This is a genomic window from Citrobacter sp. R-1.5.2, assembly GCF_035064245.1.
Classification (GTDB): Bacteria; Pseudomonadota; Gammaproteobacteria; order Enterobacterales; family Enterobacteriaceae; genus Citrobacter.
The window spans coordinates 200570-219131 of record NZ_JASEYC010000007.1; the positions used below are offsets into that span (position 1 = coordinate 200570).

At 50.8% G+C, this 18562-nt stretch carries 15 protein-coding genes; 7 read left to right on the forward strand and 8 right to left on the reverse strand.

The window, feature by feature from the left end; all coding sequences use genetic code 11:
- Window positions 1-2 precede the first annotated feature (2 nt).
- The gene (locus tag QMN38_RS14845) at window positions 3-431 is read right to left on the reverse strand and encodes a hypothetical protein (protein ID WP_271441279.1); all 429 of its coding nucleotides are present in this window, start codon (window positions 429-431) and stop codon (window positions 3-5) included.
- 191 nt (window positions 432-622) lie between these two features.
- Between QMN38_RS14845 and QMN38_RS14850 the strand changes: the two genes are divergently transcribed.
- Window positions 623-1345, forward strand: coding sequence for a hypothetical protein (locus QMN38_RS14850; protein ID WP_323605281.1), 723 nt, complete (start codon window positions 623-625; stop codon window positions 1343-1345).
- Between the two features lie 110 nt (window positions 1346-1455).
- On the opposite strand, the gene QMN38_RS14855 is transcribed toward QMN38_RS14850, so the two are convergent.
- On the reverse strand, window positions 1456-2850 hold the full coding sequence (locus QMN38_RS14855) for a cytochrome-c peroxidase (protein ID WP_323605282.1): 1395 nt from the start codon (window positions 2848-2850) through the stop codon (window positions 1456-1458).
- Between the two features lie 426 nt (window positions 2851-3276).
- Between QMN38_RS14855 and QMN38_RS14860 the strand changes: the two genes are divergently transcribed.
- On the forward strand, window positions 3277-4926 hold the full coding sequence (locus QMN38_RS14860) for an alpha,alpha-trehalase (RefSeq protein WP_271448720.1): 1650 nt from the start codon (window positions 3277-3279) through the stop codon (window positions 4924-4926).
- A 38-nt stretch (window positions 4927-4964) separates the two neighbouring features.
- Here QMN38_RS14860 and QMN38_RS14865 read toward each other — a convergent pair whose 3' ends face one another.
- On the reverse strand, window positions 4965-6554 hold the full coding sequence (locus tag QMN38_RS14865) for an STY4199 family HEPN domain-containing protein (protein WP_271456063.1): 1590 nt from the start codon (window positions 6552-6554) through the stop codon (window positions 4965-4967).
- 411 nt (window positions 6555-6965) lie between these two features.
- Between QMN38_RS14865 and QMN38_RS14870 the strand changes: the two genes are divergently transcribed.
- Window positions 6966-7322, forward strand: a complete 357-nt coding sequence (locus QMN38_RS14870; RefSeq protein ID WP_271441319.1) for a glycoside hydrolase family protein — start codon at window positions 6966-6968, stop codon at window positions 7320-7322.
- 12 nt (window positions 7323-7334) lie between these two features.
- Here the strand turns inward: QMN38_RS14870 and QMN38_RS14875 are convergent, their stop codons facing one another.
- Window positions 7335-7937, reverse strand: a complete 603-nt coding sequence (locus tag QMN38_RS14875; RefSeq protein ID WP_323605283.1) for a helix-turn-helix transcriptional regulator — start codon at window positions 7935-7937, stop codon at window positions 7335-7337.
- A 367-nt stretch (window positions 7938-8304) separates the two neighbouring features.
- Window positions 8305-9063, reverse strand: a complete 759-nt coding sequence (locus QMN38_RS14880; protein WP_271440443.1) for an SDR family NAD(P)-dependent oxidoreductase — start codon at window positions 9061-9063, stop codon at window positions 8305-8307.
- A 119-nt stretch (window positions 9064-9182) separates the two neighbouring features.
- Between QMN38_RS14880 and QMN38_RS14885 the strand changes: the two genes are divergently transcribed.
- The 3 genes from QMN38_RS14885 to QMN38_RS14895 all read left to right on the forward strand — a co-directional run bounded on the left by QMN38_RS14885 (window position 9183) and on the right by QMN38_RS14895 (window position 12824).
- Window positions 9183-10082, forward strand: coding sequence for a LysR family transcriptional regulator (locus QMN38_RS14885; protein ID WP_323605284.1), 900 nt, complete (start codon window positions 9183-9185; stop codon window positions 10080-10082).
- Window positions 10083-10152: 70 nt separating this feature from the next.
- The gene (gene yhjD / locus QMN38_RS14890; protein ID WP_202037475.1) at window positions 10153-11151 is read left to right on the forward strand and encodes an inner membrane protein YhjD; all 999 of its coding nucleotides are present in this window, start codon (window positions 10153-10155) and stop codon (window positions 11149-11151) included.
- A 350-nt stretch (window positions 11152-11501) separates the two neighbouring features.
- Complete coding sequence (locus tag QMN38_RS14895; protein ID WP_137382029.1) at window positions 11502-12824, forward strand: MFS transporter; 1323 nt, start codon at window positions 11502-11504, stop codon at window positions 12822-12824.
- An 83-nt stretch (window positions 12825-12907) separates the two neighbouring features.
- Here QMN38_RS14895 and QMN38_RS14900 read toward each other — a convergent pair whose 3' ends face one another.
- Together QMN38_RS14900 and pdeH are read right to left on the reverse strand one after the other, a co-directional pair.
- Window positions 12908-14968 carry an AsmA family protein gene (locus tag QMN38_RS14900; protein WP_323605285.1) on the reverse strand — a complete coding sequence of 687 codons (2061 nt, stop codon included), beginning with the start codon at window positions 14966-14968 and terminating at the stop codon, window positions 12908-12910.
- Between the two features lie 77 nt (window positions 14969-15045).
- A complete protein-coding gene (gene pdeH, locus QMN38_RS14905; RefSeq protein ID WP_271440399.1) occupies window positions 15046-15813 on the reverse strand; it encodes a cyclic-guanylate-specific phosphodiesterase in 768 nt (255 codons plus the stop codon).
- Between the two features lie 227 nt (window positions 15814-16040).
- Here pdeH and kdgK point away from each other — a divergent pair, with 227 nt between their 5' ends.
- Window positions 16041-16970 (forward strand): 2-dehydro-3-deoxygluconokinase, encoded by a 930-nt coding sequence (gene kdgK, locus QMN38_RS14910; RefSeq protein ID WP_271456067.1) that lies wholly within the window; start codon window positions 16041-16043, stop codon window positions 16968-16970.
- A 58-nt stretch (window positions 16971-17028) separates the two neighbouring features.
- On the opposite strand, the gene QMN38_RS14915 is transcribed toward kdgK, so the two are convergent.
- A complete protein-coding gene (locus QMN38_RS14915) occupies window positions 17029-18522 on the reverse strand; it encodes a M16 family metallopeptidase (RefSeq protein ID WP_271448729.1) in 1494 nt (497 codons plus the stop codon).
- Window positions 18523-18562 lie beyond the last annotated feature (40 nt).

Below are 18562 nucleotides of genomic sequence, written 5' to 3' on the forward strand. Positions count from 1 at the left end.
TGTCAGGAAATGAGTAATTCCCCGACACCGGTACACTCTTCAAAAACAAACATCCTCCGATGCACATTCAGCAGACGCATTCCCGCCACATTGCAACGTCGTAAAACCACAGGCTGTGTGATCACGCAGTATGAAAACCAAACATTTCGCATGACACAATCTTCGAAAATAAGATTTTCGAGATAACAACGATTAAGTGTTAAATTTGCGAAAAGAATATTTTTGAAACTACTGTTAATTAAATTACTGCGAAAGAAAATCGCTTTTACGGGCTGACTCTGAATATGCTGGTCTATAAATTGCTGGTGTTCTTGCAAGCCATACACAGCAAATTTCGTGGGTTTATCTCCTTGATGTTGCAAAGTATTCTTCTCACGAGTATTTTGCAAATACAAAGGGGTAGCCCCCTGACGCTTAGCGTTAAGGTTCATAAAGATTCCAATAATTGTGACGTTATCCGGACGGATAACAAATAAGAGGGACCTTTAAATGACCTGTTTAACTACCTGGAAACAAGACCGTTTTTGTCCAATTATTTGCAGAGTTGCCTGGCGAGATAAAAGTTCAAAAACACAGTTATTACACAAATAAAAAAGAATAATTTCACTTAGGTGTATATTTCATGCCAAAAAGTAAAAGCAGCAATTGTATCCTGGTCATTGAATCCCCCTGGAAACTGGATGATCATGATTCAAATCGTTCTTCGGTCGTTCCCTTTATTCAAGGGATCGCCAGACTTCAGGGCGATACTGAGGTCTATTTTCTGAATTTCTACAATAAAAAGAGCTTCGAAATTGCCCTTGAATGCCTTTGTATGCAGGTTTTTCGCAATACGATTGTTTACGTGGCAGCACATGGTAGCGAATCACACATCAGTGGCATTCTGCTCAAAGATATTCTCCAAGCAGTCAGAGAAAAAGCCGCAGACAATAACATCAGCGGGTTGATGCTGGGATCGTGTTTTGCAGGAACCAAAACTCAACTGTTGAAAGAGCACACTCAGGGAAGTGGTTTGCGTTGGTGTGCAGGTTACTCTTCATCATGCGACTGGTTGACCGGAACGATGATTGACTGCGCTATCATCAGTAACGCCCTCAGCATCAAGAAATCACATTACGCTAGTCGCGAGAAAATGGTTCAGGCTTTCGCTACTGCCGTCGCGCCTTTTGCGCCCGGCGCAATCATCGGTCAGAACAAAAAAGACAACGGCGTTCCCCTTTCTCAATCGTTGAAGATTGTTATTCAACCTGAAGGTCAGGGATACCATGCTCTCGTTTCCTCCAACGAAATATTTGCACAAGCACAGGAAGGCTACGTGCAGGAAGAAGAGCAAGAAATAGCTTAACTTATCGCCTGATATCGACGTGCTGTTGCAACCGAGCGGGCATGTTATACCCGTTCATTGAGGAAAATTATCCAGCCTGCAAAACGTGTCAGGCTGGATAACGCCAGGAATTATTTACCCTGCATATACGGCGTATATACCCCGTTGAGGCTTTCAAGGAACGCCACGATATCGTCGATATCTTCCTGTGGCAGTTCTTTACCCACCTGATAACGCAGCATCAGTTTCACCGCGCCATCGAGCGTCGGTACATCGCCACGATGGAAATAAGGTGCAGTTAGCGCAACGTTACGCAGACCCGGTACTTTCTGACGCAGCTTGTCACGTAATTCATTCGTGACGTTCATCCGGCCAATATCTGCCGCGGTGACTTCGCCAAAATTAAAGTCCTTTTTCAGCCCCAGAGGCTCGAATGAGCGTCCACCTAAAATAATACCGCCATGACAGGTCGCGCACTTATTATCCTTAAACAGCTGATAACCCTGTTTTTGCTGGGCTGTTAACGCCGTTTCATCACCACGTAACCACTTATCAAATGGTGAATTTGGCGTAATGAGTGTTTTCTCAAACTCAGCAATCGCATCGGTAATATTGTCACCACTAAATCCCTGCGGATAAACCGCGATAAACTGTTGCTTCAGAAGCGGATCTTTATCCAGTTTCTGGATAATTTCATCCCAGGATTTCGACGCCATTTCAATCGGATTTAACGGCGGGCCACCCGCCTGAGCTTGCAACGTCGGCGCACGCCCATCCCAGAATTGCTCCACATTAAACACCGAGTTAAATACCGTCGGCGCATTAATAGGACCAACCGCGCCCCCCACGCCGATTGACGTTTTTCTGCCATCCACACCGCCCGCATTCAGGGCATGGCAGTGCGCACAAGAAATCGTGCTGTCGCCAGAAATCCGTGGGTCATGATAGAGCGTGAAACCGAGCGCCACTTTACGGGCATCTGTCGGGATACTTTCCGGTATCGGTTGCACCGGTTCGTTGCGATGTTGAGCTGCCGTATCACTGCTGGCGTAGTACTGCTCGCGTTGTTTTGCGATCCAGCCAAGAATCTCTTTGCGCTCAGCATCACTAACCTTACCGGCCCAGTGCAGCGCGGTATAACGCGTTGGCGGCATAGTATCGTACTGCATCACCCACTCAATTTTATTCAGATCGCTTTGCGAAACGGGTTTATCCGCGACCAGTGCCGCACGTACGGCTTCAAGATTGAAGGATTTATAGCCCAGTTGAATATCGTAATTCATCAACTGTTTAGCGACAGGAAAAGAAGAATAGAAAGGTAATTCCGCTGAAGGGGTATGACAATAATCGCATCCTTTTTCGCGTAAAAACCCTAATACTTTATTATTTTCTTCCAGCGTAGAAGCCTGAACATCAGCTTGTTTACTACGTTGATTATCGTGATACCACACATAACCGGATAATCCAAAATAACAAATCACGATGCCTGCTATAGCAATCGCGGTAAGACGGGTAATGATTTTCATTATTTTACCCTCACTGTTGTGAGTTATTGTGACCCAGAAAATTAGAATAATTAATGCACAGTCTTTGTCAGACCTGACCATCATAGGAAATGGAGGGATTACTTTTTTGATAAGTATCAATCAATTACATGGGCGGGAACTATCGATAGAATAGCCTGCGCCTATTATAAGAATGAGCCGTTACCTGGTTCTATTCACACCTCGTTGCAATCGAATGTTCTGAAAATGAAATAGTTTTAGATTGCGAAGAATTATAATTTTCCCATTGTTATCATTGGGATAGTTTTATTTCTTTATTATTGATAAGCATAAAAACGTGATCGACCGCACGCTTTACTCACCCGGCACCGAAGCGAATGTCTACGCTTAACAGACGACCAGGCAATAGCCTTAGCATTTCAACCGTTACCGGAGGTCTTTCTCATTATGCTCAACCAGAAACTACCCCACGCCCCTTCAGAAGAACTGACGATCGACGTCGATCTACTTTATGAAATGGATCCGTGCGAGTTAAAGCTGGATGAAATGATTGAGGCGGAGCCTGAACCGGAAATGATTGAGGGACTTCCCGCCTCGGACGCGTTAACCCCCGCCGATCGTTACCTCGAACTGTTCGAGCACGTCCAGTCATCAAAACTGTTTGCTGATAGCAAAACCTTTCCCGACTGCGCCCCCAGAATGGACCCACTGGATATTTTGATTCGCTATCGTAAAGTCAAACGACACCGGGACTTTGACCTACAACGCTTTGTCGAGAACCACTTTTGGCTGCCGGAAACCCCCACCAGCGAATATGTTTCCGACCCTGAAAGCTCGCTGAAAGAGCATATTGATCAACTGTGGCCAGTGCTGACTCGCGAGCCGCAGGATCATATTCCCTGGTCTTCACTGCTGGCGCTACCGCAGTCATACATCGTGCCAGGCGGACGCTTTAGCGAAACCTATTATTGGGATTCCTACTTCACCATGCTGGGTCTTGCGGAGAGTGGCCGGGAAGACTTACTGAAATGTATGGCAGATAACTTTGCCTGGATGATCGAAAACTATGGTCACATCCCAAACGGTAACCGCACCTACTATCTGAGTCGCTCCCAGCCACCGGTCTTTGCGCTAATGGTCGAACTGTTCGAAGAAGATGGCGTACGCGGCGCTCGTCGCTATCTTGATCATCTCAAAATGGAGTACGCGTTTTGGATGGATGGTGCCGACTCGCTGGTACTTAATCAGGCGTACCGTCATGTTATCAGAATGCCGGACGGTTCTCTGCTCAACCGCTATTGGGACGATCGTGATACCCCGCGCGATGAGTCCTGGCTTGAAGATGTAGAAACGGCTAAGCATTCAGGTCGACCACCAAATGAGGTTTATCGGGATCTACGTGCGGGTGCGGCCTCCGGCTGGGATTATTCATCACGTTGGTTGCGCGATGCCGGTCGCCTCGCCAGCATCCGCACCACTCAGTTCATCCCGATTGACCTGAACGCATTCCTCTACAAACTGGAAAGTACGATTGCGAACATTTCTGCATTAAAGGGAGAGCGAGATACCGAAGCACTGTTTCGCCAGAAAGCCAGCGACCGCCGTGCCGCCGTGAACCGCTATTTGTGGGACGATGAAAATGGCTGCTATCGCGATTACGACTGGCGACGTGAGCAGATGGCCCTCTTCTCTGCTGCCAGCATCGTTCCGCTGTATGTCGGCATGGCGACCCATGAACAAGCTGACCGACTCGCCAACACGGTACGCAGTCGCTTACTCACGCCAGGCGGCATTTTAGCAACCGAGTATGAAACCGGTGAACAGTGGGATAAACCCAACGGCTGGGCACCGTTGCAGTGGATGGCGATTCAGGGGTTTAAACTGTATGGCGATGACCATCTCGGCGATGAGATTGCCCGTAACTGGCTGAAGACGGTTAATATTTTTTATCAGGAACACCACAAGCTAATTGAAAAGTACCATATCGCTGACGGCACGCCGCGCGAAGGCGGCGGTGGGGAATATCCGCTGCAGGACGGATTTGGCTGGACGAATGGCGTGGTGCGCCGATTAATCGGTTTGTACGGTGAACCGTAAATGTCTGACGGCCTGATGCCACGAAATGCATCGGGCCGTTAGTTAATGGCATCGTACAGCGCGGTGTGGATTTTCTGCCATTTCTTGTTCTCTGCATTGGGATCTGCACGCACACGCAGTTGGGCCTGTTCCACATCATACTGCTGACGAGCAACGACCTCCGGTGTAGAGCAGAAACTGTGTAGGTAGCTTTTATGCAGTGACGTTAGTGATGCGCCATTCGACATGGCATGGCTGAGCGTATTCATAAACTGCTGGCAGGGCCTGGCCTCATCCATCTGTGAGGGATATCGCAGCAGCAGCTTCAGAACGGCGGTATTCCCCGCGGAAAATGCCTGCTCCGTCCACGCCAGCTTCCAGTCCATACCCCCTTGCAGGAACAGTGACGTGACGCGGGTATCGTTGCGATCGATAGCCGCTCGCATATTAAAGGTATCCCATGTAATGCCCATTCGGGTCACCGATTCTCGCGCGGAAGGTGCATCACGCCGCGGCTCCTCCTGTACTATCTCAACAGCTTGCCCTGAAGATGCTTGCGGTGCGGGTGCATTGAATAGCCAGAAAGCACCCAGCGAGATCGCCAGTACCATGACACCGACAGCCACCCACAGCATGCCGGAAATCAGTTGTTCGCGCTCTTCGGCCGTGCGCTGCGCTCGTTTTTCAGGAGGATCGATACTGTCGGCTATTTCCTTTTTATCGCCTCCAGCCTGCTCGTCTTTTTGCCTTGCCGTTTCCCAGAATTGACGAACTGTCGACTCATCAGAGTCCAGATATGATGCGGGATTGATACGTGTTCGGCGCTCTTCAAACGCCCGCTGCACAGAATGCGTAATTTGTTGGTACTGGTAATTTAACAGCATCAGCTGTACTGACGTCAGCGGTTGCTGAGCAATGACAGCGTTTCGTGCCAGTCGGCAATCATCCAGAAACATCCGCAGCGTTAAGCGCGGTTCGACAAACAGCATCAACACTGACGTATCATTAAAAATCTGCGTAAAGTGACGAACAAATAGCTTCTTATCGACCACCATCAACGCCAGTTCGCTAAACAACATGCCATCCAGCGCATCACGCCCTTCGCCCAGCTTTAGCCAGCGGCGCAAGCGTTCGGCGCCAAAGTGCTGCTTCAGGAAACTGTTTAGCGGATGCTGATCTGGCCATACCCGAGCGACGAGGGCTTTGAGCGTCAACTCTATTGCGCGAAGCTGACGTTGCGCCCGCATCTGCGCATCCGGCCCCCCGATTTCGATATCGGTTTGATAGTTCAGGAGCGGCTGTTGCTGGCGTAATTGCTCCAGTGCGGCCACAAAACGCAGCGCGGAAATCAGCTGGTTTTCACTGACATCCTGACCGCTTTCATACTGAGGCACACTCTGTTGAAGATGGCGTAAACGCAACGTGAACTGGCTGAGTTGCGCATCATTCATCTGCAAGCGTCTGGCGACAGCCCCCCAACCTCCCAGATTCAGTCGGGCCTGATCGAGTTGCTCCAGAAACCAGCGCGGATCTTTGCCCTCGGCCACATGGACGCCTAATAGCAGCAAAATTTCCACCGACGCCTGACGGATGATCCCCAAACAATGTTCGAATGGCGCACATGTCGCCTGTAACGCGCTATTGGTCATTATCTTCCCTAAAAGAGCCCAGAAAGGTGCGGCCTCACGATGTATTCGTTATCTTTTTATAAACGTGGTACTGCGCAGAATTGCGCCGCAGCACACTAGAACACATTCATATAACAAATAAATGTGTTTTGCAGTGACAACGGCAAAATCATTGAAATTAATTCTGGAGATAAACCCGTGTCTGTGTTGAAAACAGCGCGACCGCCTCACAATGACGGAGAGTGACTGGCTATGTCTGGTGATTCGCAATAGCATATCGGGAAAAGTGCCTGAGATGACAGGATGTTCAGCCGGTAAAAACGTGAGTGCCGCCCCTTAAGTCGTAAGGCGTTTATGGCCAAAAATGGCCATATGGCAACTACGTCTGCTGATAATTATCTTTATACTGTTTTTCTTTTAAGAGAAATCATTATGCCGCATTGCGCCGCTCATTTTACCCCCGCCGGTATTGCATTTATCAAGCAATGGCAGGGCCTGTCGCTGGAAAAGTATCAGGATAAAAATGGTGTATGGGTCATTGGCTACGGGCATGAAATTACACCCGATGAAACCTTTGTTACCCCCATTTCAATGGCGCAGGCAGAGGCTCTGTTGCTCGCGGATCTGGATATCTGCAAAGCATTAATACGCACAAATAAACCTCAGCTTAACGACCCGTTTCAACAAGAGGCCTTTATTGCGTGGATGCTAAGTGTTGGGATAACGCGCTTTTGTCACGCAGAAATGTGGTCAGTTAATATTTCACAGCCAGATAGCGTCTGGCCGTGAAATAAATATCAATTATAGAAATTCATTTAACATCATTGCCGCCTGAGTACGGTTTTTAACTTCCAGGCGCTGATAAAGTGACTCAAGGTGGGCTTTTACCGTTCCGGTACTGATATTTAACAGCCGACCAATTTGCTTATTTGACTCACCAGCCGCCAGCATGGTCAGGATCTCTCGCTGGCGGGCGCTTAATGTTTTTATATTTTGCCTACTGCTATCGTTTGTCGCTAAGTGATCCCTGGGAAGAAACATCATGCCCATCGCAACGCTGTTAAGCGCCAGAGTAAAGGTTTCAGCATCAGAGTCACGTGGCACAATGGCCAGCACGTTTAATTGCGTCACATCCTGCAGCCATTTCTTACTGCAATCAGTGGCTGAGATCAGCACCTTCACCGTTGAAAAAGAGTGTGCAATCTGTTGCAACAAGCCGCAGCAAAACACACCGTCGAGATCGCCATCCAGCATAAGCAGCGCATCTGGGGTGTTTTCCAGTTTTTGCCAAAGGTCATCTGCCTGACTGACACCCTGAACATTCACTCCTGGAATTCGTTGCTGCAAACTTACATTCATTCCATGAATAAATATTGACTGCCTGTCAAACATTATTACCTGCATTATTAACTCTCCGTCTGAAAAATAGTGGCTTTGAGACGTGAAAGGGTATTATTCACGAGGAAAAATAAGAACTCACCATTTGGCAGGGGTCATTCTACCGATAACAGAAGAATAAAGAAGCAGGAGTTATGAATAGTTACAGCTCAAAAAAAAGGATTACACAAAGCGGGCAGAACAGGATAGATTTCTGAGATATTCCTCATTTATCGCGGGTCAGAACTCCTTATTAATATTAATTTTTCGGAGAATACATTTTTAGCTGAAAATAAGAAATCCTGAACAAACAATGAATATGTTACAAATGACAATATAGCATTAAGTGCTCATTCAACAGATACTGCGTCTATTGAATAAGCACGTTGCAGCGTTACAGGAACATCCCGCCAGATACCTCAATACGTTGTGCCGTCATCCAGGCGAGCTCATCGCTGAGCAACGCGGCGATGGCAGCACCGATATCATCCGGTAACCCGACGCGTCCCAGCGCCGTTTGCGAGGCAATGTACGCATTCAGTTGCGCGTTATCGCGCACATTCCCTCCGCCAAAATCAGTTTCAATCGCGCCCGGCGCAATGATATTTGCCGTAATACCGCGTTCCCCCAACTCTTTAGCCTGATAGCGGGTGAGCACTTCCATCGCCCCTTTCATGGCGGCATAGGCGCTGTAGCCCGGTAGAGCAAAACGCGCCAGACCAGTCGAGACATTGAGGATCCTTCCCCCCTTGTTCATCAGCGGAAGAAGACTCTGCGTCAGGAAAAATGGCCCCTTAAACTGGATGTTCATCAGTTGGTCAAATTGCGCTTCGGTGAATGCAGAGTACGGCGCATTAATGCCGATTCCGGCGTTGTTCAATAAATAATCAAACCCTTCGCTCTGCCACTGTGCCTTTACGGTGTGCTTCATCTGTTCCACGAAGGATGGGAACGTTGAAATATCGCCGACATTTAACGGCAATGCCGCTGCTTTTCCACCAGATTGCCGAATTTCATCCACAACCTGCTGTGCCTCTTTTTCATTGCTGTTCCACGTCAGGACGATACCTATTCCTTTGTTCGCCAGCTTAAGTGCCGCGTTTTTACCGAGCCCACGACCGCCACCGGTCACTAATGCGATACGTTGCGTCATAAGAAACCTCATTTCAGGTGTTGTGATGATTGAGACAAAGCTTATTAGGTGGTAGAAGAACAATAAATATCGCTAATTGCGCATTACTGTTTCATACAGAACAACAATAGGGCATGGGAATGGATAAAATTCACGCAATGCAGTTGTTCATCCGCGTCGCAGAACTGGAGAGTTTTTCGCGTGCGGCAGACACCCTTGGACTTCCTAAAGGTAGCGTATCGCGCCAAATTCAGGCCCTGGAAAATCACCTGGGTACGCAGCTTCTGCACCGCACCACCCGGCGCGTTCAGCTGACGCAGGACGGCATGATCTATTACGAACGTGCAAAAGATCTGTTGAGCAATCTGGATGAACTGGATGGGTTGTTCCATCACGATCCAGCCAGTATCAGCGGTAAGCTGCGCGTCGATATGCCGGTTGGCGTGGCGAGAAATCTGGTCATGCCCCGCCTGCCCACCTTTTTGCATCAGTATCCGGGTCTGGAGCTTGAACTCAGCAGCAGTGACCGCCTGGTAGACTTAATTCGTGAGGGTTTCGACTGCGTCGTACGCGTTGGCACACTGAAAGATTCGGGGTTGATTGCTCGACCGCTGGGGAAACTCACACAGATTAACTGTGCCAGTCCACAGTATCTGGCCCGCTTTGGTTATCCGGAAAGTCTGGAGGATTTGGCCTCACATGCTGTAGTGCATTACTCGGTGAATTTGGGTACGCGCGCACAGGGTTTCGAGGTGGCTACAGACAATGGGACTGCATGGGTAAAAACGGGCGGCATGCTGACAGTGAACAGCACCGAAACCTATCATGCAGCATGCCTTGCCGGGCTGGGCATTATTCAGGTACCACGCGTCGGGGTGCGTGAAGCTCTTCGCGCCGGTACGCTGGTTGAAGTGCTGCCGCAATATCGGGCCGAGCCCATGCCCGTTTCTTTGCTGTATCCACATCGCCGTAACCTTTCCCGCCGGGTACATCTGTTCATGGAATGGTTGACCGGTGTGATGAAAAACTATGTGGATTAGCCCATTTTCCGGGAAGTGGGTCTGAGCGGCTATAATGTCATGAGTAAACAAAATAAGGACTACCGATCGGATGACGCAGGAACACGACGCAAAACACCCTACGCCTGAACAACAGCAAACCACCACAACGCCGGTGAAAAACGCCAAAGCGAACCAGGCGCTGAAAACAGCCATAACCTTCGCAGATAAAATTCAACGTCAACCTGTTATCGCCCACCTGATCCGCGCTGCAGAGCGTTTTAATGACCGAATGGGGAATCAGTTTGGCGCAGCCATCACGTATTTCTCGTTTCTGTCGATGATCCCTATCCTGATGGTGTCGTTTGCGGCGGCCGGTTTTATACTCGCCTCACACCCCACGTTATTACAGGATATCTTCAGCAAAATATTGCTCAACGTTAGCGATCCGACGCTGGCCTCAACGCTGAAAAACACCATCAATACTGCCGTTCAGCAACGTACCACCGTGGGTCTGGTGGGGCTTGGCATCGCCCTCTACTCTGGTATCAACTGGATGGGAAACCTGCGTGAAGCTATTCGTGCACAGTCGCGGGACGTCTGGGAACGCACACCGCAGGATCAGGAAAAAATATGGGTTAAATACCTGCGTGATTTTGTCTCATTGATTGGATTGCTGATTGCGTTGATCGTTACGCTGTCGATTACCTCCATTGCCGGTTCTGCCCAGCAAATGATCATCTCGGCACTGTATCTCGACGGCATTGAATGGCTGAAACCCGCATGGCGGTTGATTGGCCTGGCGATCTCCATTTTCGCCAACTATTTGCTGTTCTTCTGGATTTTCTGGCGCCTGCCGCGCCATCGTCCGCGCAAGAGAGCGCTGATTCGTGGCACATTTATCGCCGCGCTGGGCTTTGAAGCGATCAAAATGATTATGACGTACACGCTGCCATCGTTGGTGCAATCACCGTCAGGCGCAGCATTTGGCTCTGTACTTGGGCTGATGGCATTTTTCTACTTCTTCGCCCGTCTGACCTTGTTCTGCGCGGCCTGGATTGCGACCGCAGAATACAAAGATGACCCGCGCATGCCGGGGAAAACGCAATAGTCACCGCCGGATGAGTTGTGAATTGCCGGATGGCGACGCGCGCGCCTTATCCGGCCTACGGGGGAGTTGTGTAGGCCGGATAAGCGCAGCGCCATCCGGCAATTATAATGCCGTCTGTTCTCACCGATTTAGTGAATAAATCCAACTCGTAACTTTTATTTAACCAAAAACCAGTTTTATCAACTAAGTTTTAAATTATGTGAAGCATTTCATGGAAGTGAAAACGCCAGCATAAAAATTATCCTCTTTTTGACTTTATTTTGACCAGGCTCAGCGTTTGTTACAGATTGAAATGTCTCTTTTGCTGTGCGTAATATGACCTTTCGTTCGACCCAAAATAAGAAAATATTATGCAAGCAACCGCTACAACACTCGATAACGAACAGGAACACGCCCCGGTCAACTCGCGCAATAAAGTCGTCGTCGCTTCGCTCATCGGCACCGCTATTGAGTTCTTCGACTTCTATATTTACGCGACCGCAGCGGTGATCGTGTTCCCCCACATCTTCTTCCCGCAGGGTGACCCAGCGGCGGCAACGCTACAGTCGCTGGCTACCTTTGCTATCGCCTTCGTGGCCCGTCCGATCGGCTCTGCCGTATTCGGCCATTTCGGCGATCGTGTTGGACGTAAAGTCACGCTGGTTGCTTCACTGCTCACCATGGGGATTTCAACGGTCGTCATCGGTCTGCTGCCGGGTTATGAAACCATCGGCATTTTCGCCCCGTTGCTGCTGGCGCTGGCGCGTTTTGGCCAGGGTTTAGGCCTGGGAGGTGAATGGGGCGGTGCTGCACTGCTGGCGACGGAAAACGCGCCACCGCGTAAACGTGCGCTGTACGGTTCATTCCCGCAGTTGGGTGCGCCTATCGGTTTCTTCTTCGCTAACGGCACGTTCCTGTTGCTCTCCTGGCTGTTGACTGATGAGCAATTTATGAGCTGGGGATGGCGCGTACCTTTCATCTTCTCTGCCGTACTGGTTATTATCGGTCTGTACGTCCGTGTTTCGCTCCACGAATCACCGGTATTTGCCAAAGTCGCCGCAGCGAAAAAGCAGGTAAAAATCCCGCTGGGCACTCTGCTGACAAAGCATGTTCGCGTGACCATCCTCGGCACGTTCATCATGCTGGCGACCTATACGCTGTTCTATATCATGACCGTCTACTCGATGACGTTCAGTACCGCCGCAGCACCTGTGGGTCTTGGCTTACCGCGTAATGACGTATTGTGGATGCTGATGATGGCGGTGATTGGCTTCGGTGTGATGGTACCAGTGGCAGGTCTACTGGCCGATGCGTTTGGTCGTCGCAAAAGCATGCTCATCATCACCACGCTTATCATTCTGTTTGCACTGTTTGCCTTTAAGCCGTTGCTGGGTTCCGGTAACCCGGTGCTGGTGTTCGCCTTCCTGTTGCTGGGATTGAGCCTGATGGGGCTGACATTCGGCCCGATGGGAGCACTGCTTCCGGAGTTGTTCCCGACCGAAGTTCGCTACACGGGCGCATCATTCTCGTATAACGTCTCGTCGATTCTCGGTGCCTCTGTTGCCCCCTATATTGCCGCATGGCTGCAGGGGAACTACGGTCTGGCGGCGGTAGGAACCTATCTGGCATCAATGGCGGCGTTAACCCTGGTCGCCCTGCTGTTAACCCATGAGACACGGCATAAGTCATTGTGATTTTTTTGCCGGATGGCGGTGTAAGCCCTTCTCCGGTCTGGATTGAGCATACAATCCAGGCCGGATAAACATCCGGCCAGACATCACTGCTTCATCTGCGACAAAATCGTCCGGCACTGATTCGTTTCGTTTTCCGACGGAGAAATTAGCGCCAGCAGCGCCGCCGCTGGCGTAACCAGCGCTGCCAGCGCGGCAGCCACCGCACCGCGTGCAATCAACGGCCCAGCTTTTACCCCGGCCTGTGGGTTCTTAAATGTCCCGCGAACATACAGCGGTGAACGCAGGGTAATAATACGAATACCTTTGCTCTCCGGGTCGATGGTTAAATCCAGTTGCTCCGATGCAAAGCTTACAGTCCCGGTCACGTTAATGACTGCGTTTTCCGTGTCGAACGCGAAAATTTGTGGGCGCGCGATACCCTTGACGATATCCAGATTTGCCGCTGCGCAGTTCACCCGTACTTCGTCATCACCGAATATTTGTCCGACGATATAGTTACCCAGATTCAGCCCAACGATCTCCATCAGATTGCGACTGACCAATCCATCATTCATCAACAGCTTCAGATTACCGTTGCTGTTACCCAGCAACGCAGCCACTGAATTTCCGCTACCGCTCAACCTGGCGTCACCGTTCATCTCACCAAGCGTTTTCTGCATCAGCGCCACATCCGGCATCAGCGCTTTTAGCTTAAGCCGCCGCGCCTGAATATCCGCCTGCCCCCGCATCGGCTTTTTATCACCTTCCAGATGGATGCTGGAAACAATGCTGCCCCCTGCCAGACCAAATTTCAGTGGCTGCAGGCGCAGGTCAGCATTTTTCAGGAGGATATGGGTGGAGAGACCGCTGATGGGCAAGCGGCTACCGTGCTCAATCCGTTGCCCTTTGAAACGCACGTCAGCATCCATCACGTTCCATTTATCGGTTTCAAAACGGTCATATGGCAAAACTTTGCCGGCGGGTTGCACGCTGGTCTCACCTTTGCGTCGTTCAGATTGTTTTGCCCGCTCGGCCCCTTTACCCGAATCAATGCCAATCAACGGTCCTAAATCCGCCAGTCGTAGTTGGCGTGATTCAACGTCGCCTTTTAGCATCGGGCGCGGCTTGCCGGTGGTATAGGTAAGCGTTCCGTGAATATCGCTATCGCCAATGCGACCATTAAAATGGCGGTATTCAAAAAGAGAGGACTTTTCTGGATCGATTTTTGCCACCAGACGCCCATCCGTTTCAAACGGTGGCGTATCCGGTAACAGCACACCGGTCAAATCGTATAAATCCCCGAGTGAATCCCCAGAGAATTTAAGCCGTAGATCGACACCGCCCATATTCATCGGGTCATTTATCGTGCCGCTAAATACCACGCGCGTGTTGCCCGAGCGAAAGTCAGCCTGTATCGGAAAAGGGGTACCTTCGCCGCGTAACGCCAGCATCCCGCCTATTTTTCCCGTTCCGGTTAGCGGTTCACCGTTGTAGCGGCCCTGGGCTTTCAGACCAAAAACGTAATCCTCAACGCTGGCGCTCCCTTCTTTGCTGCTGGTACCTGTCACTTCGCTAAACGGTAGCGGCTTGCCTAATGGATCGACCAGGATCTCCAGCTCCGATTGCGTCACCTTATCGTTCACAGCGATACGCCCTTGATCGAACAGAATGTTATCCAGGCGAAATGACCAGGCAGAGGGAGTGGCATCCGGATCGCGGTTTTTATCCCCAACGGGCGTAAAGGTCCAGTTGTTGTTTTCCTCCGACAGCCGGATGAGCCGCGCATCGGGTTTCACCAGCTTGACCCACGGTAACCAGATGGTTTTTGTCAGCAGTGCCAACGGGGCAAGCGTCGCCTCAACGCGGGGGAGATGTACCATTGTGACGTCGGGAATATCTGGCGGGTTGCCGAGGATAATATCTTCAGCATGAACATGCGGCCACGGAATCCAACTGCGCCAGCCGGTTTCCTGCTTCTGGCGTTCCCAGACGACGCCCAGATCGCCGCGTATGGCGAATGGACGGTTAAGTTCAGTAGAGACTTTCTGGTTGATGGTCGGTTTGAGCCGGTTCCAGTCAAATGTCGCAATCACAATGATGAGCACGACGATCAGCAACAAGAAAACCCCTGCTACAGTTGTGGCTATTTTGCTTGTTTTCGTCACTTTTTCCTCCTGACTTCCTCCCTTGCCTGTCCTAAAGATAGTCCAGCAGGGCGAAAAGGAGGCACGCTACATCCGCATCAAAGCGACAGAATCACCTCGTCAAGGGTGCTCAGCGGCACCGGACGAGAGAGAAAATAGCCCTGAGCAGCAAAAGCCGGTGAGTTTTGCACATCGCGCCACTCTTCCAGGGTTTCAACACCTTCGACAATCACGCCACGGCAATAGCGGTTCATAAGCTGGAGCAGCAGAGTGAAGAGGTTACGGCCTTCCGGCGTCTGACGCAGCATCACAAACAGATCCCGCGCCACTTTGATGTAGTCGTAGCTCACTTCGCTAAGGGCCGAGAAATTGGCCATTCCGGTACCAAAATCATCCAGCCAGAGCGGGCCGAATTCGCACATTGAGGCAAACGACGACCCCTTCGGTAAACGGATATGCTCTACCAACTCAAAGCGCAACCAGGGCAGGCATTCAATGATTTTCAGGATCTCGGGGTCCTGGCGCATCGCAATGAGCGTCGGGCCATCAACATTGACGGAGGCCAGCAGATCGTGGGCTCTGAAAAAATCACTTTTAAGTTCAAGTTGTTCAAGCTGCTCTTTCACTACCTCAACGCGATGCCGAACAGCAACTTCAGCAAAATAACGGTCTGGCGCAATGCGTTGAGAAGGGTTATCAGGATGGCTCACGACGGTTAGCAGCTCAACGGCCATCAGCCGACCATTGGTCTGGTAAATGGGCTGATAAGTGTAAGCACGCTCGCACTGCAGCCAATAGCGTCGCTCCTGCAAGCATTCGATACTCGCATCTGGCGTAATTAGCTGCTGGGTGACCTGCTTTATCATCTGAGGTGTCCTGTAAATAAGAGTGTGACTGACCGGACTCGTCAAAGGTTATCGGCGCTCAGGCGCAGAACTTTACGTTCAGCAGTACGCAAAATAAAAACAGCAGCAAAAACGACACAGAACACGTTCTGGCTCAAAAAAATAATGGAACGTTGTTTTAATATAGTTGACCACTTAACACCCACAGCGCACACTAACGCTAATTTTTTTCAGAGCAGGTTACGACTATGTCCAGGAAGATTGCCGTGATTGGCGAATGCATGATTGAGCTGTCACAGAAAGGCGCTGACGTTCAGCGCGGATTCGGTGGCGACACGTTGAATACATCCGTTTATATTGCCCGTCAGGTCGATTCTGCGGCCCTTTCCGTACATTATGTCACGGCGCTGGGCACTGACAGTTTCAGCCAGCAAATGCTGGAATCCTGGCAGGGCGAAAACGTCGATACGTCATTAACCCAGCGTATGGAAAACCGTCTGCCGGGTCTCTATTACATCGAGACTGACAGTACTGGTGAGCGCACCTTCTACTACTGGCGTAATGAAGCAGCGGCGAAATTCTGGTTGGAGAGCGAACAATCCGCCGCTATTTGCGAAGAGCTGGCGACATTTGACTATCTGTATCTGAGCGGAATCAGCCTGGCGATTTTAAGCCCGGCCAGCCGTGACAAACTGCTGTCGCTGCTGCGCGAGTGTCGTGCCAACGGCGGCAAGGTCATTTTTGACAACAACTACCGCCCGCGTCTGTGGAGCAGCAAAGAAGAAACTCAGCAGGTGTATCAGCAGATGCTGGAGTGCACCAATATTGCGTTCCTGACGCTGGACGATGAAGACGCGCTGTGGGGTGAAAAACCCGTAGAGGACGTGATTGCCCGGACTCACGCAGCCGGCGTAAAGGAAGTGGTTGTGAAGCGCGGCGCAGACTCTTGCCTGGTGTCCATCGAGGGTGAAGGACTTATCGACGTACCGGCTGTAAAATTACCGAAAGAGAAAGTGATCGATACCACGGCGGCAGGAGACTCCTTCAGTGCCGGGTATCTGGCAGTACGTTTAACCGGTGGCGATGCCGCTGAAGCCGCTAAACGCGGTCACCTGACGGCAAGTACCGTTATTCAGCATCGCGGGGCGATTATTCCACGCGACGCCATGCCGCAGTAACTATTATCCTTGTAGGCCGGAGGCGCTTCGCTTGCCCGGCCTACACGTTACGATACCTTTACTGTACCGCCGGAATATCCGTCACTTCTGGGTGAGATTCATCCGTTTCAACCGGCGTTGCCGCCGTAGTCGCTGGCACCATGATGCTATCCCATGTCGCCTGCAGATCCTTCATGTTGAACTCAGGTTCCCCTTTCGGCTGAAGCAGAATGAGAGCCATATCCTGCGATAGCTGCTGACGCAAATCCTGATTCAACATCTCAACGGTCAGGCCATTCAGGAAGTTCTGCCGTAAACGCTGATACTGTTCTGGCGCGATATCCACCACCTGGTTTTGCAACGAGCGCAAACGCTGGCTGATCAAAATATCGGTATCGGTGCGGCCGTAGGTGGCAAACAGTTTCTGCAATTCCAGATTTTTTTGCGCCACCAGCGCATTAAACTCTTCTTCCGGCAGGCCCTTATCCCGCACTTTCGCCAGTTCACGTGCCACCGTGCCCAGGTTCGCATTTAGCTTATCGTTCGGCGATTCAACGTTAATGGCGCACTGTGCACGCAGGAACAGCACCCGACAATCAAAACCGAGGCCGATATCTTTTGCGTTGTTCCTGGATAACGTCTGCTGAATATGCCAGAACAGCGCTTCACGGGCTAAATCAGCACGCCAGTAGCGTAACAACGCGGCGGATTCACGAATAGGTTGCCACGGCGCGTCCCACATGATGGAAAGACGATCCTGACGTACCGCATCGGTCATAATGCTTACCGCTTCCGCACGCAGTGGAGAGAGCGTAGGCACCGGAGCCGGCGTTTCACGTTTTCCTTTTAACTCCCCGAAGGTTTTATTGATTTGCTCAGCCACGCTGCGCGCGTCAACGTTACCGACGATAATGAGCGTCATTGCGTCCGGGGTATACCATTTCTGGTAGAACGACTGAATTTTTGCTGCATCAATCGGTTTTTTCAGCGGATCGGCGGGATCGTGCCCTAACAGCGTGGAACCTTTCAAACGATAACGCCACCACCCCTCTTTGGTATCCGTCGGCCATGTTGCCACCATATCTTCGCTGCTCAGCGCATGGTTAACCGTTTCAGGGGTAATGGTTAGCTTGCCGGAGATATTCGCCAGATATGAAAGCGACTCTTTCAGCAGGTCATTTCGGCTATTGGGCAAGCTAAGGTTATACAGCGTGGAATCATAGGAAACGATAACGGGCGGCATGGGGCGTTTAGGATCAAACCCCTGCTGCCACAGAGAACGGGCTTGCGTGGCATCAAGGCCACCGCTTTGCGTCAGCGCGATACGTGGGATCGCATGGCTAAAACCACTCTGTTGCGTACTTTCGGTGAGTGAACCGGTATTTACCAGCAGGCGAACCTCAATACGGTCGCTGGGGCGCTGGGGGGTGGCTAACACTTGCCACTGGAGGCCATTCGCCAGCGTGCCCTGTTGCCACGCCGGGTCAGGCTGGAGCGCATCTGCCTGCACATAGCCGGCAGAGGCCATCATCAGCAAGCCGCCCGCTAAAAGTCGAATTTTTGTGCCCTGCATGTGAACCCCTGATCAACTATCCTGGTAATAAAAAGACAGC